This window comes from Dyadobacter sp. CY356, assembly GCF_021440195.1.
GTDB lineage: Bacteria > Bacteroidota > Bacteroidia > Cytophagales > Spirosomataceae > Dyadobacter.
In genome coordinates this window covers 349,505-365,576 of sequence record NZ_JAJTSZ010000006.1, presented here as the reverse complement: position 1 = coordinate 365,576, position 16,072 = coordinate 349,505, and the positions used below count along the sequence as shown (strand labels likewise).

The 16,072-nt window shown below is 39.8% G+C and carries 11 protein-coding genes; all 11 read left to right on the top strand.

Going from position 1 to position 16,072, the window contains the following annotated elements:
- The first annotated feature begins 81 nt into the window (after window positions 1-81).
- The 11 genes from LXL81_RS20460 (at window position 82) to LXL81_RS20410 (ending at window position 16,063) form a co-directional block, all read left to right on the top strand.
- On the top strand, window positions 82-1,143 hold the full coding sequence (locus LXL81_RS20460) for a sensor histidine kinase (protein ID WP_234648625.1): 1,062 nt from the start codon (window positions 82-84) through the stop codon (window positions 1,141-1,143).
- Window positions 1,140-1,865 (top strand): LytTR family DNA-binding domain-containing protein, encoded by a 726-nt coding sequence (locus tag LXL81_RS20455; protein WP_234648624.1) that lies wholly within the window; start codon window positions 1,140-1,142, stop codon window positions 1,863-1,865. The genes LXL81_RS20460 and LXL81_RS20455 overlap by 4 nt, the downstream gene beginning before the upstream one ends.
- 273 nt (window positions 1,866-2,138) lie before the next feature.
- The gene (locus LXL81_RS20450) at window positions 2,139-3,596 is read left to right on the top strand and encodes a hypothetical protein (RefSeq protein ID WP_234648623.1); all 1,458 of its coding nucleotides are present in this window, start codon (window positions 2,139-2,141) and stop codon (window positions 3,594-3,596) included.
- A 727-nt stretch (window positions 3,597-4,323) separates the two neighbouring features.
- A complete protein-coding gene (locus tag LXL81_RS20445; RefSeq protein ID WP_234648622.1) occupies window positions 4,324-5,019 on the top strand; it encodes a hypothetical protein in 696 nt (231 codons plus the stop codon).
- A 66-nt stretch (window positions 5,020-5,085) separates the two neighbouring features.
- Window positions 5,086-6,186 (top strand): Ig-like domain-containing protein, encoded by a 1,101-nt coding sequence (locus LXL81_RS20440; protein WP_234648621.1) that lies wholly within the window; start codon window positions 5,086-5,088, stop codon window positions 6,184-6,186.
- 139 nt (window positions 6,187-6,325) lie between these two features.
- Entirely contained in the window at window positions 6,326-7,093 is a 768-nt protein-coding gene (locus LXL81_RS20435) for a T9SS C-terminal target domain-containing protein (RefSeq protein WP_234648620.1), read from the top strand.
- 78 nt (window positions 7,094-7,171) lie between these two features.
- Entirely contained in the window at window positions 7,172-7,780 is a 609-nt protein-coding gene (locus tag LXL81_RS20430) for an RNA polymerase sigma factor (RefSeq protein ID WP_234648619.1), read from the top strand.
- Between the two features lie 117 nt (window positions 7,781-7,897).
- Window positions 7,898-9,013 (top strand): FecR family protein, encoded by a 1,116-nt coding sequence (locus LXL81_RS20425; protein WP_234648618.1) that lies wholly within the window; start codon window positions 7,898-7,900, stop codon window positions 9,011-9,013.
- A 212-nt stretch (window positions 9,014-9,225) separates the two neighbouring features.
- On the top strand, window positions 9,226-12,552 hold the full coding sequence (locus tag LXL81_RS20420) for a TonB-dependent receptor (RefSeq protein ID WP_234648617.1): 3,327 nt from the start codon (window positions 9,226-9,228) through the stop codon (window positions 12,550-12,552).
- A 26-nt stretch (window positions 12,553-12,578) separates the two neighbouring features.
- Window positions 12,579-14,015: a RagB/SusD family nutrient uptake outer membrane protein gene (locus LXL81_RS20415; RefSeq protein ID WP_234648616.1), complete on the top strand. Its 1,437-nt coding sequence runs from the start codon at window positions 12,579-12,581 to the stop codon at window positions 14,013-14,015.
- Window positions 14,016-14,053: 38 nt separating this feature from the next.
- The gene (locus LXL81_RS20410; protein WP_234648615.1) at window positions 14,054-16,063 is read left to right on the top strand and encodes an FAD-dependent oxidoreductase; all 2,010 of its coding nucleotides are present in this window, start codon (window positions 14,054-14,056) and stop codon (window positions 16,061-16,063) included.
- Window positions 16,064-16,072 lie beyond the last annotated feature (9 nt).

Here is a 16,072-nt window from a genome sequence, read left to right as displayed (position 1 = left end):
TATCATGAAAAATAATCTATGCATCGGATAGACTTTGATTTGGTTTCTTATCCTGTTAATGTTGTTCTTTAAATAAATGATATGATTACAGGAACATCCAAAAAGATAGTAACGATTTTTGTCCATTTGCTGGCCTGGGCATTGTTTGGCTATACTTTGATTTTTTATCATCCGCTGACCTGGAATGTTAAATTGCCGAACGTGTTTTGGGTGAAACAGATCGCTCAGTTATGCATTCTTGTTATTCTGTTTTATGTCAATACCTATTATTTCGTACCGGAATATTTATTGAAAAATAAGTTGTTGCCGTTTTCTGTCTTTATGATTATCTCCGTTCTTTTGGCTTTATATCTGATGTTTAATTTTGATGCATTGCTTCATGTTTCAGAGCAAATGGACGAGGTTATAGGAAGAAGAAAGCCACCGGGAAGAAAAGGTTTTCTGGATGGTTTTTTATTGATGACCGTTCTTTTGGTTTTGGGTATTAGCACCAGTCTGGCCGTGATTCAACGCTGGCAGCGTGACGCGCTGCTGCGGGAAGATATGGAGAAACAACAGATCCGCTCCGAACTTTCATTTTTGAAAGCGCAGATAAATCCACATTTTTTCTTCAATACGCTAAATAATATTTACGCATTATCTTTTACCGACGTCGCTTTGTCGCGCGATGCATTGCTGAAATTGTCGAGAATGATGCGCTATTTGCTTTACGAAACGCAAAGTGATAAAGCGGTTTTGAACAATGAAATATCGTTTTTAAAAGATTACATCGAGCTGATGAAACTTCGGCTTCACGGAAGCACGGAAGTGATTTTTCATGAGCCTAAATTGATTAAGGACTACATGATTGCACCGATGATGCTGCTCCCATTCATCGAAAATGCCTTCAAACATGGAATCAGTGCCTTTCAGCAGACTTCAATTTTAGTAGAAATTGAGGTTGAAAATGATGTATTACAGCTTCGTGTTCAAAATAATGTTTTCCATGAAAAAAATGCTTTGGCAATGGATAGTGGCGGAATTGGCCTGAGCAATACTAGGAGAAGACTCGACTTGCTATATTCCGGAAAGCACCAGCTCACAATTGAAGACAACAAGGCCGAAAATAATTTCTATATTGAATTGCAAATTGACATGTCATGAAAATAAACTGTATAGCCGTAGATGACGAACCATTAGCCCTGGGCCTGATCAGCGCCTTTATAAAACAGACTGCATTTCTGGAATTTAAAGGACAATATTCCAATGCAGTCCAGGCACTTAATGCCATTCATTCAGAAGATATCCAGCTTGTATTTCTTGATATTCAAATGCCGGAATTAAATGGAATGGAGCTTGCCAGAGTATTAAGCCAGACGAATGCTGCACCAAAAATTATTTTTACCACAGCCTATAATCAGTTTGCCATTGAAGGATATAAGGTGGATGCGCTGGATTATTTGTTGAAACCTTTCGGTTATGAAGAATTTCTCCGGGCCGCAAATAAGGCCAAAAATCATTTGGAAGGAATTGTTCAAAATCAAACAGTTCCTGAAAGCCAGGATGATAAATATTTATTTGTAAAAGCAGATTATAAACTGGTAAGAATTGATTTTGATAACATTTTATACATTGAATCACTAAAAGATTATATCAAAATTCATCTTATCAATTCAACACATCCAGTCGTTTCATTAAGCAGCCTGAAGGCTATTGAAGAAAAACTCCCGGCTTCCCGTTTTATGCGTATCCACAGGTCGTTTGTTGTAGCCATTGATAAAGTAGATTCTATATCCAAAAGCACTGTTCAGCTGGGCAATACTAACATTTCGGTAGGCGATCAATACAAGGATGCGTTTAAGGAATTGTTATTACGCTGGGGTTGATATAGAATTTTTTCTGCTTCCAATATACGGTCAAATGTTACACACTGATCTTATTTTATCATTTTTGATATTATTTTAACCGCTTACGCAGTGCGGGATATGCAGTCAGTATCCGTTAATTTTTATGGAATATAGCTATGAGATTATGAGAAATTACCGTTAACAAAATTATTTTTCAAATTTTTATGAAATAATTTGGAATGTAGTAAAGATTCTATATAATTGTATCGAGCTAGAAATAGTTCTACAAAATATAAAATTTTGTAAATGCCTATGAACAGACTGCTATACCCACTAATTTTTACTTTTATATTATTGCTTAGAGGAGTTGGTTATTGCCAGCCAGCTGATGCTGTGTATGCAAATTCACAAACAAATGATAATCCAAATGCAGGTATATCAAGTTCAAGTGTAACCAATCCCCAAAACGCACTTACCAATACAATATCAAATACGACGGACGCGAGTTTTAAAAAACCGAATTCAAAATTTACAACCTTAAAAGCTACTGCATTAAGCACTGTAACGGGTAGCGCATCAGCCTGGATACAGTTGGCTTTTGTTTCGAGCCCAACAGATGTAGCGGTGCCAGCCAACACAACCGTTTACGTTAAGTCAACCACCACTGCGGCAGGCTTGCTGGGGCTGGTGGGAGGGGCTGGATTAACGTTTACAGCATATGCTTCGAACACGGGAAATGCAAGTCCGGTTGCACTTGCTGGTACTCCTAAAATATATTACACAGCAGATGGAAATATTTATTTTGCTGTCAAGCCGACGTCAAACTTTAAATCTATCAGAATTACACTGGCCGCTGGTGCTGTATTGGGGGACGGTTCGGTAGATATTTTTTACGCCTTTTATGGACCAAATCAGTCAAATGATACTAATCCTTTCCCGTTCAGCATAGCGGATTGTGGGTTGCCGAATGTGACCTCAACAGCTTTTTCAGGTATTACAGTGGGCTCCGTTGCCATTGTCAATCCCGGAAATTCAATAGATACGGACGTAAGTACAGGGTCTGCTTATAATTCTGTCGGAGCAAATATTGCGGGACACATGATTCAGACATTTCACTTTAATGGAAATTCCAATTCAGGAGATGCAGTCAGAGTGGTTTTTTCAAAAGGTTCTGCATTGGCCAATATCGATGTGGGAAAGGCTGTGACCATCCAGGCATATAGTGGCGGTAATTCTGTGGGTAAATTAAGGCTTTTGAGTTCTTTACTTGATGCTGACCTTTTAGGACTTTTGACAACTGGAAACACGGCCATTACATCCTATTTTGCTCCGAAGGACGACAGCAATGCACCCGTAATATTTGACCGCGTCATATTGGATTTTGATCTTGGATTGTTGGGTATATCCCTGAATGGCAATGGTTTAAATGTGTTTGACGTCCGGCGTGTACCGGATGCTCCGACGACTTCTGATGTTACGGCCTGCACGAATGTTGGAACAATTAATTTGGCTGCAACGACCATTCAGAACAGTATTGCCGGCATAGGAAATTTTACTTATACCTGGTACAATGCCGTTCGCCAGGGCACTCTTTTAGGTACTTTGGTTGGCCAGATCCCATTTGTAGCAACCGGGTTGACAACGGTTGGCACAAAACAATACTATGTGGACATTACAAAATCCGGCTGCACAGTTCCATCAGGAAGAACCAGGGTTACAGTAAATACCGTAAACCCGCCCATAGTGCCACCGATTGCCTTAGTGCCTTAAAATGAATACTTTACAATAATGCCAAGCTAAATATTTCTCACTTTAATTTATCAATCGTTATGAAAACACAATTACGCCTTCACATCAAGTCTCCCACCCCCGGGGTTTTATTTCTTTTCTGGACAGGAAAACAGTTCTCAAAATCCTGATTGATCAATTTAGATAGCTATTGATTTAAAAAATCAATTACAGGCAGATTACATCTGTTCGTATCTGATACCTGACTAATGTATTACAGCAAATTTTTCAAACAATGAAAAATGAGATGACTTTTTATGTCTAAAACTTAATAGCGTATATAGACAAGAGTTAAATATCACATTGCATTTACCAAGTTATTATAACGTAAACTTCCCCCTATCAATTAAATTTTTATTTCTATGAAAAAGACGCTTTCTCCGCCAGAGCCGATTCATTGGGCTATTTCTGTTGATGGTTTTTGTTTTATGTCAACAAAAAATCATTCAAATCTGCCATCATATCAGTGGCAAACTTAATCGTAAAATTTTACAAGTGTCCAAGTAATATTTCTCACGTAATACATGAAATCTTTATTGAAAAGATGCTGACCCCTCTATGTCAAAACTTTTAAGAATTGTGTTTGACTAATCCTTTTATTCAATTGAGAAAAAAGGTCAACAAAATGAAAAGGATGGGTCTATCCGACGATACATCCAATAATGCAATCAAAAATCAATACGTAAATCTTCCTTAAATAATCAATGTTATGAAAAAGATCATTACCTCTCTTTGCCTGAGCTTTGTATTTGTTATAATGGCTTTCACTGAGTCCAAAGCCAACACCTACTACGTCTTGGATGAACAAGAATTTACCCTGACTCCTGATGCAGTCGCCGGTACTTTTTCTTCTATCCTTTGGACAGTGGATAATGTTGCGCTAAGTCCCATATTAACGGGAGTGGGTGCTCTGACTAAATCATTCAAATTAACCAATTCGGGAACTGCGGAAGAACATAAAATTAAACTTGGTGTTATTGCGAGTCTTGGCGGCTGTCTATCGGAATTAGTTGAGCACACCGTTGTAGTCATTCCGAAACTTTCTTTGTCTATTACGACGCCTAAAGATAACTTTTGCGTTGGTGCGTTTAGTGCAGATTTGACTGTTAATGTAAGTTTGGATGCAACAGCATTAGGTTTACTAAAAAGTAAATATAACATCACACTTGCTCCATTTGCATGGACAGGCGGCGGAACTGCAAATGGCAATGTATTGACTATTAACCAGGCAGGCAATTATTCTGTTTCAGGTGATTATTTGGTTCTGGAAGGTACCAACGTAGTTTCCGGTGCTCTAATTCCAACGGCTACAAAGATTCTGGGCCAGGGGGCAATTGCCGGTGCAAGTAAATTGATCAAAAATGACCTTGCAATTCCTGTGGTTACTAATCTTTTGTTTAACTAAGATTATGGGTTACATAATCTTTCATTCCGGTTTTGTCAGATCCTTGGATATTTAGCAGTGTAATACATGAAAATCGTAACCTTATCCATATTTATTATGCTGATTTTGCCCGCTCTTGCTTTTGCACAGAGCGGTGCAAAACCGGTTTCTATATGTAAGGGTACAACTTTGAAGTTAAAGGCAGAGTCAACCAATGCCACCCGTTATGAATGGCATAAAAATGGGGAAGTCGTTTCCGGGCAATCGGGTCAGGAACTGGTCGTTTCCGATGAGGCAAGTTATACTGTTTTTGCCCTGAATGCCGAAGGTTGCAGCTCCGGTATTTCCATTGCAATTTTGCTAAGTTACAATGTGCCTTCAGCGGTAGACGACAGAATGGGTGGTAAAAACAACGAGGTCATCAGTCTTGATGTGCTGCAAAATGATCAGTCACTTTGTGCGGCCTTGGATACTACCACCTTGTTACTGAAAACGCTGCCCACCCACGGGCAGATTTACAAAAGCAGAGGGAAATTTTTGTATAGGCCAAATAAGGGCTATGAAGGCGCAGATACGTTTACCTATACCGTTAGTGACAAAAGCGGACAGTCTGCTAATATTGCCACGGTGACAATGGATATTATTTCGGTGCCCTTACCAGTAACGTTAATCGGATTTGATGCTGTAAAAGAAGGTTCAACCTCCTTGCTAACATGGATTACTTCAACAGAAATGAATAGCGACTATTTTGAAATTGAACGAAGTACAGATGCCAAAACATGGGTGAATTTGGGAATAGTCAACGCGGCAGGCAATAGCAATACAAAAAGCAATTACAGTTTTGTCGACAGCATCCCGGAATCAGGACTGAATTACTATCGCTTAAAGATGATTGACCTGGATGGAACGTTTGCTTACAGCCGGATCGAATCAGTCAATTTTCCAGAGTTTTCCTGGGCTAAATTATATCCAAATCCGGTTAATGACGTCCTTCAAGTTGTCGTCAATAACAGAAGGGTCAGAAAAATCCGTCTTATTGATTCTTACGGAAGAGTTATGTATGAAGGCCACGTTTCTTCCGCATTGTTGCGTGTTGACATGAAATCTTATGCTCCCGGAACTTACCTTATTCACCTGGAACAGGAAGATGGCATGGTACGTGTATTTAAAATTGTTCATTTAAATTAAATAAGGTTAGAAATAGTTTGGAACTCCTTTTTTGAGCTTGTCTCAGGAAAGGAGTTTTGTTTTTATCAAAAATGCAAGTGACGGATATCAATGGAAGCGTCTAACTTCCAGTGTTTCCTTTAATTGTAACTTGCTGATTATGATTAAATATTACAAACAGTTTGTCGCTTTAAAAATATTACTTCTCATATTTGCAGCCAGTCCTTCTCTCGCTCAGACGAACTATATGCAGGAAAACTTTTCAGGCCCACGCCAATTCAGTGACCTGATTAGTACAAATCCTGCACTTTCAAAATTTGTATTTGGGTCGGGTTATATGGATATGGTCAGGCTGCAAGCTTCTGGTGGCGGTTTGGTAAGAGCTGTCAAAGCCACACCATTTTCTCCAAACCCCAAAACGTTATATATCCAGATTACTTTCAGCGTGGAGGAGATCAGTGTGCCCGATGTCAATGCTTTATACTTTTATTCGGGTGAAAATTTTTCACCGACCAATAGTACATTTCCTGCCAACAGTATTTTATTCAGCAGATTCTCAATAGACTTTTTGTCTTCTTCATTTGTTGTACACGATATTCAAACAAATAAAAAGAGCAGTCCTTTGCCACTTAATACTTCGGTAACAGTTACCTGGCTGCTCAATAATTCTGCTGACGGGCAGATTTACAGGAAACCAGAAACGGCTGCCAATCCAGATTACAAAGTCATGCCGGGGAAATATGATCTTTGGGTTAATAATGAATTAGTCGCAGATGAAGCAAGTGCATATCCCGGCACGTCAGCCTACACAAGTACAAAACTTGCCAATTTTGAAATCCGCTTCTGGACCGGTGTTGGCAGAGTGCGTTTTACAAACTTGCGCATACGGGATATCACCAATATCTTACTTTTACCCGATGCTAATTAACTATTAGAAATAATTATATAAAATCTATTGCGATTTGTAGTCTGCTTGTGTTATTTTGAGGTATAATTCTTAAAATCTATGCAATCTACTTCCCATTTGAAAGAAGCTCCGGATGATAAAATCATTTGGCAGCGTTTTCTTGCCGGAGAAGTGGAAGCATTTGACCACCTGATGACGTTGCATTTCCGTACATTATTTCACTACGGAAGTAAGTTTTCAAGAGATAAGGAATTTGTAAAGGACAATATCCAGGATCTTTTTCTGGTGTTATGGGAGCGCAGACAAACTTTAAGCCATGATATCGCCGTTAAACCGTATATGATGGCATCCTTGCGCCGGCTTATGCATAGGAGTTCGATGTCGAAACCGTTACTATCTGACAATTCTGTTGAAGAGATCAACGGGAATTTTGAGATTGAATTTTCGGTGGAAGAAGAATACATTGAAAATGAATCCAGTCTTGTTGTAACACAAAAATTAAAAAAGCTGATCGATGAATTGCCATTACGACAAAAAGAGGTAATCTATCTGAAATTTTTTCAGGAAATGGATCGCAGCCAGATTTCTGAAGTCATGAATATTTCTCCGCAGACCGTATCCAATCTTCTTCAAATCGCAATTAAACAATTAAAAAAGCATTGGAAATCAGAGCTTTTGATTCTGATTTTTATACATTTTCTAATATAATTTGCGATTATTAAATCTCTGAAAAATTATTTTATCAATTTTTTTAGAAATACTTTAAAATTTAATGGTATCCCTGATGTGTTTTTGTCTATCGTATGGTAGATGTACATAAGGGATATGAATCATTACAAAAATTACAAGACAGAAGATCTTATTTGGGACACATTCTTTCGCCAGTGGGTGCTTTCGCCTACACGTGAAAACGATGGTGAATGGAAAGAATGGTTGTCTGAAAATCCTGAAATGACTGAGAAAATCAATCTGGCGCGGCAGGCTGTTTTGTCAATACAAGTAAAAGAACCGGAAATATCAAATCAGGAAATCGCAAAAATTGTGAAAGAAACAATTGCCAGAGCGAAACCTGTTTCTACTGATGAGTCGTCTAATGTTGCGTTTCAAAGAATTCCGTTTTATCACAGGGTATGGTTTAAAATTGCAGCATCAATCACCTTTATTATTCTTTTTGGCTGGTTGGCGAAATCCGGACTTAATCGTAATCATCAGCTAAGTAATGTTCAGAAGGAAATTATAAGTGATAAGTTGACGGAGAAATCGAACTCCACATCTGCTTCTATATTAGTTACTTTGAACGATGGCAGCAAAATTACCCTGGCACCTGCTAGCACAATCCGTTATCCTGAAAATTTTGCTAATAAGAAAAGGGAAGTTTATTTAGCCGGAGAAGCTTTTTTTGAAATTTCAAAAGATTCAGATCGACCATTTTTTGTATATGCCAATGAATTGGTGACAAAGGTTTTGGGGACAAGTTTCAGGATCAAAGCCTACAAAACCTCGAAGGAAGTAACGGTTGAAGTGAAAACCGGAAGAGTTTCCGTATTTGCGCAATCGGACCCGGATATTAAAAATAAGACTGCAAATCATGAACTGGAAGGAATAGTATTATCGCCCAACCAAAAAATCATCTACGCCCGCGATCAGATTCGCATGGTTAAAACACTGGTTGAAGAACCTGAAATCGTTATCCCCAAGGCACAGATCCCGCAGTTTATTTTTGAAGATACCCCGGTTACCGATGTTTTTGATTCGATCGCCAAAACCTATGGAATCGACATTCTTTATGACGAGCAATCATTAAAGGGATGTCCCTTAACCGCCATTCTCGATAATCAGACGCTTCACGAAAAGTTAACCATTATCTGCAAAGCCATTGAAGCAAATTATGAAATCCTGGATGGTCAGATCATAATAAAAGGTGGGGGATGTAAAAATTGAAATATTTAATAATCAGCAGATTAAATTAAAATTTTGTTAAACTAAACATCATAATATTTGAGATTATAACATAATTACTAAAAAAAAGAGCCGGTAATGTTCCCGCATTACCGACTCCGAATCAAGTTCCCCAAGGTTAGCACCAGTTTACCTCCAAAAGGAGGCGGGGATTATTTTGCCAAATTTTCAAGCTTAACAAAACAATCAAATCTATGAAAAAACCAGTACAATACCATCAGGTATTACTTTGGACTATGCGAATAACGGCTACACAATTTATCCTGGCATTACTGTTTATCGGCTCTGGCTACGCACATTCCAGCTACGGCCAGACTTTGCTAAGCCAGAAAATTTCCATTAATGCAAATGGAAGTGAAGTAAAAAAAGTCCTTAATCAGGTTGAAAAACAAGTGGATGTGCGGTTTGTATTTAGCTCAAAGCTGATACAATCCGGCAGAAAGGTGAACGTCACTGCACAGAATAAACCTTTGTATGAAGTGCTCGACGATATTTTAACTCCGCTGGGCCTGCAATATGAATTGTCCGGTAAAATTATAATTCTGAAAAGAATGGAAAATTTACCTGAACCACAGCTGCCTTCAAAAAGTAATGCACCGAAAAAGAATGTTTCGGGAAAAGTATTGGATGAGGCAGGTTTGGGGCTGCCCGGCGTAAGTGTAGTTTTGAAAGGAACACAAACCGGAACCACAACAGATATTGATGGTGGATTTCAACTGGAAGTTGGAGACGAAATCGCTTCAAAGGCAGTTCTTGTTTTTAGTTTTGTAGGTTTTAAAACGCAGGAAATCGTTTTGGGCGGGCAAGCTACCCTGACGATCAGTATGGCTTTGGAAGATAAATCCTTACAGGAAATCGTTGTGATTGGATACGGACAGGTTAAGAAAAGTGACTTGACCGGTTCGGTTGCCTCCATTAAATCCGGAGAAATTAATGCTTATCCCGCAACTTCTATGGTGCAGTCTTTGGCAGGTAGAGCGGCGGGGGTTTATGTTTCTCAAAATACGGGTGCTCCCGGAAGTGCTATCAGTGTTCGTGTGCGCGGTACCAATTCTATTCAGGGAAGTAACGAGCCACTTTATGTGGTGGATGGTTTCCCATATTCCGGAAATCCGACTTTGCTTAACAATGCTGATATTGAATCCATTGAAGTTTTGAAAGATGCCTCCGCCACTGCCATTTATGGTTCAAGAGGAGCAAACGGTGTTGTTTTGATCACTACAAAAAGAGGTAAAACAGGCCGGATCAATGTTGAGTATGATGGCTATTATGGTGTTCAGAAAATCAGAAAGAAACTTGATCTGATGGATGCAACGCAATATGCCCAGTTTTATAACGAACAGGCAGCAAATGATGGATTGGCCGCACATTTTACCCAGGATCAGATAGCAGGTTTTGGAAAAGGAACCGACTGGCAGGATCAGATCTTTCAATCTGCACCCATTCAAAATCATTCGATATCGGTAAATGGTGGCAGTGAAAAAACGAGATTTTCGGTCTCGGGAAGTAATTTCAATCAGGATGGTATTGTTGTTGGAAGCAATTACAAACGGAATTCTCTTCGGTTTAATATCAATTCTGACCTGGGCAAAAAGTTTAAACTCGATGTGAATTCAGTATTAAGCCGTATTGATTCGGATAGAAAAAATTCGGAAAAAGGTAACCGTGGAGGTTCGTTATTTTCTGCTATATTGTCTGGTTATCCTACCGTAACACCTTATAAAGCGGATGGGACACTATCAAATCTTGGTGAAACCTATTCCTGGGGATCGAACGCCATTGTTAATCCGCTGAATTACATTAATGAGCAGACGAACCATATCCAGTCAAACAAAGTGCTGGCCAACGCTGCCGTAACTTTTGAGCCGGTTCCTGGTTTAATACTTAAAACGCTGGGTGGTATCGAAAGTACAGACGACCGGGAAAATGGCTATACGACGAACAGGTTTGTGAATTCAAAGGGAAGCGCGCTTATAAATACAACGCGTGTAAGCAGTCTTTTGACTGAAAATACGGCCAGTTATCGTAAAGAATTTGGCAAACACAGTATTTCAGCGGTTGCCGGTTTTACTTACCAGGATTATACATCTACGGCATTTAATACGACCGGGAGTGGTTTTATCAGTAATACCCAGGAAAGTTATGACATCGGTGCGGCATCTACACAGGGAATTCCTGTGTCAAAATATGAAAAGTGGAGTTTGATGTCTTATCTGGCGCGGGTTAATTATACGTTTAACAATAGAATTTTAGCTACCATAAGTTTCCGTGCTGACGGATCATCCCGTTATAGTGAAGGCCAGAAATGGGGATATTTTCCATCGGCAGCACTTGCATGGAGATTGGCAGAAGAAGATTTTATTAAAAAAATACCTTTTATCTCCGATCTTAAAATACGGGCAGGATATGGCGAAACTGGTAATACTGCCATCAATCCATACCAGACTTTAAATCAGCTTGCTTCAAATCAGGTCGTTTTTGGTGACGCGTTGACCACTGCTTATTCTCCAACTTCAAGACTTGCAGGCCCTTTAAAATGGGAGACAACGGCACAAACCGATGCGGGAATTGATTTTAGTATCTTAAATAACCGTTTCAGTTTTACCGCGGATTATTATGTTAAAAACACAAGAGATCTGTTGAACAACGTTCAATTACCATCTTCACTCGGTTATGCATATACCATCCAGAATATTGGTAAAATACAAAACAAAGGTTTTGAATTCTCCGCCAATGCAAAAGTTTTTGAAGGAGATTTTAAGTGGGATCTGGCTGGCAATATTTCTTTCAACAAAAATAAGGTTGTCAAACTTTATGGCGGAAACGATATTCTTGGGGATGCGATCAATATTTCCGTGGTGAACGATAACATCAACATTCTGCGTGAAGGAGAATCGCTGGGTTCTTTTTATGGATACGTTTCAAAAGGATATGATGAAAAAGGGATGGTTGTTTATGAAGATTTCAATAACAACGGCGTCCGCGATGCGGGTGATAAAAAGATCATCGGAAATCCAAATCCGAAATTTACTTATGGATTAAGTTCTAGCATGAGCTACAAAAATTTCGATCTCGCGGTTTTTGTTCAGGGTAGTCAGGGAAACGATATTTTTAACCTGAGCGCCGTAAATCAGACCAATGATTATGGACAAGCCCTGAATATGCCGAAGGAAGTTTTTGAAAATCACTGGACGCCGACCAATACCAATGCAAAATATCCGGTCATCAAAACCTCTTCCCAGCCACAGGTTTCAGATCGGTTTATAGAAAACGGATCGTTTTTGAGATTTAAAAATATTCAGCTGAGCTATAATGTTCCGGTGTCGAAACTAAACATTAAATGGATGACGCACGCGCAGATCTATGTCAGTGCCCAGAATCTTTTTACGATCACGAAATATTCATGGTACGATCCTGAAATCAATTCATACGGTGGTAATAATTCGATTTTGCTGGGGATTGACCATTATGTCTATCCGGTTGCCAAAACAACCACAGTTGGGATCAGAGTTGGGTTTTAATTTTTTTACAAGCAAAAAATATTGATATGAATAAGTTACTGATTTATATATTTTCAGCACTTTTCCTGGCTTCCTGCACCGACTCTCTGGTTGAAAAACCAAAATCGCTGGCGTCAGAAAATTTTTACAATACAGCTGCCGAAGTTGAGGCTGCCGTAAATGCCATCTATTGGCCAATGCGCCAAGATAATGGATTGTCTATCAACTATCCGTCTCAGCTGGAAGGTCTGGCAGATTATGGCAATTCCCGTGGCAGCCAGACTCCCGTGAGTCTGTATCAGGGTTTGGACAATACCAACATTAACAGGGTAGGCGTGATCTGGGACAACTTTTATCAGTCGATCCGGAATGCCAATCTGGTTATAGCCAATGCGCCGAATGGCACCAATATTTCAGATGCCGATAAAACCAAATACATCGCCGAAGCCAAATATCTACGTTCGTTGATTTATTTTGCCTTAGTGCGCAACTGGTCTGGTGTGCCCATACGCACAGAGGCAAATATGACCATCGCCGACCTGAAAAGATCAAGTGTTGCGGAGGTTTATGATCTGATATTAAGTGATGCCCTGGAAGCTGAAAAAGGACTTCCCGATGTTCCGGCCGCTATCGGAAGACCGTCCAAATGGGCAGCTAAAACGTTGCTTTCTGAAATTTATATGTACAAGGAAGATTGGAAATCTTCTAGCACAAAAGCGAAAGAAGTTATAGATTCCGGTAAATATTCGCTTGTGCCAGTTACAGTGTCTGAGGACTTTCAGAAAATCTATGGCCCGGAAGTTGTCAATACGCCAGAGGAAATATTCTACTTTAAATACAACCGTCAGCAGGGATTTGGTCTGGTAGCTTATGCACACCGGAAAACCAGTGCTTATAATTATTACGGTCCTGGTGGTGTATATGCACAATATACAGATTCTGTATCCAATTCTGTCATCAAGAAATGGGATATTAAGGATCTTAGAAAAACACATATTCTTTACAATGTAGATATTGGTTTGGGACCAAATTCCTGTTTGTACAGGAAATTCCGTGATCCAAATGCTACCAACGGCGGTGGTAATGATTATCCATGGTATCGTTACGCTGATCTCCTTTTATTTCATGCGGAAACTGATGCCCGTGCCAATACTGCTCCCACGGCCGCAGCTTTGGAAAGTCTGAATAAGGTACATCGCCGGGCGTACGGATATCCGGCAGAAGCCGCCTCCCCGGTAGACTTCAAACTGGCAGATTTTACACTAACCAGCTTCATTGACAAGGTCGTGCAGGAGCGCGGTTATGAAACCATGTATGAAGGAAAACGCTGGCTTGACCTGAAAAGGCTTGGTATAGCCAAACAACGGATTTTGGAAGTTAAAAATATTGTGGTGGCCGACAAACACATGCTTTGGCCAATCCCGAATTCTGAGCTTTTATATAACAAAGCACTTACGGCAGCGGATCAGAATCCAGGCTATTAAGCTTTAATACTATCTTTCTTAATTTTATATTGATGAGAATGAAGATAAAACCGGCGCATCTTGCCTGTATCATCGCCTTTGTTTTGTCGGGGTTTCAGTTTAAGACTGAAGCCCCGCAACAGGCCGATATCTGTATTTACGGAGCCACTTCGGCTGGTGTCATTGCAGCTTATACTGCCAAAAAAATGGGTAAATCTGTCATCCTCATTGAACCCGGAAACCATCTGGGAGGCATGACAACAGGCGGACTTGGTTATACGGATATCGGGAATAAATATGCCATAACAGGTTTGTCGAGAGATTTTTATCGCCGGATCGGTGCCCATTATGGGAAATTTGAACAATGGATTTTTGAGCCGCACGTGGCCAAAAAGTATCTTCAGCAATATCTGGACGAAGCCGGGATTAAAGTTGTCTATCAACACAGGATCACGAAAGTCAATAAAACCGGAAAGATGATCCAGTCCATCGTTTTGGAAAAAAGTGATAACCCGGAACAGAAAACCGAAGAAGTTATTTCAGCCAAAATGTTTATCGATTGTACTTATGAAGGTGATCTGATGGCAAAAAGCGGCGTGTCTTACAAAGTTGGAAGAGAAGCAAATGCAGATTACAAGGAAACCATAAATGGCGTTCAGTTGCAGGACGGTCACCAGTTGCCGTATCGCGTTGATCCTTATAAAATTCCCGGAAAACCCGAAAGTGGTTTGTTATGGGGAATCGATTCTGGTAAACTTGAACCCAACGGGAGTGGAGATAATAAGGTGCAGGCCTATAACTACCGTATCTGCCTTACCTCTGATCCGAAAAACAGCATTCCAGTTTCCAGACCTGAAAATTATGATCCTTCCCAATTTGATCTTTTGGTAAGATTAATGCAAAAGCAACCCAACAAGACAAAACTGGGAGATTATTTTATCTGGAGTAAAATGCCAAATAACAAAACAGATATTAACAATCGTGGTGGTTTTTCTACCGACATGATTGGCATGGATTATGATTATCCGGATGCCGATTACAAAACGAGAAAGAAAATAATCGATAGTCACGAAGCTTATACCAAAAGTTTGCTTTACTTTTTTGGTCATGATGAACGTGTTTCCACATCAATCCGTGAGGAAATGTTAAAATGGGGATATCCGAAAGATGAGTACACGGATTCGGGAAACTGGTCGCCACAATTGTATATCCGTGAGGCACGTCGAATGATCGGGAATTATGTGATGACGCAGGCAAATTGTGAAGGAAAGGAAATAGTAAAAGATGGCGTAGGTATGGCCGCCTACACAATGGATTCTCACAATTGTCAGCGTATTGTTGTCAATGGAATGGTCAAAAATGAAGGAAATGTGGAACAAGGCGGCTTCGGTCCTTATCCGATTTCGTATAATTGTCTGATCCCAAAAGAATCTGAATGCAGCAATTTGTTAGTTCCGGTATGTCTTTCAGCAACACATATCGCCTATGGATCTATCCGGATGGAACCTGTATTTATGGTGCTTGCACAATCTTCCGCCGCAGCTGCCGTAATGGCGATTGACGCAAAAACGTCCGTTCAAAAAATTGATGTGGTAAAATTACAGCAACAGTTGAAAACCAATCCGCTTGCAAATCATGCGCCTTCAGAAATTCTGGTTGACAATGATGATGAAAGCCACGTGAAAACAGAAGGTGATTGGACCATTCAGAAAAAGGGCGGTTACGGTCCTTCATTTATTGTAGCCAATGCCAATAACAAATCTTCAAGATCGGTAACTTTTACGCCAAGCATTGATAAAAGCGGTGAGTATAACATCTACGCTTATTTTCCGAAAATACCCAAACTGGCGCAAGAAATGGCTCTTACAATTTCTGATGGTAAGTCAGCAAAAGACATTATCGTTAGAGAATCTGACATCGTAGTGGAAGGGCAAACTTCCGGAGAATGGTTTCACGTCGGCAAATTTAATCTTCCAAAAGGAAACACTGCTAATGTTAAGATTGCTTCAAAAGGCGCTGACGGTGCTTTGGTAGCCGATGCCGTTTTGTTTGTTCCAAATTTCAAATAATTAAAACCT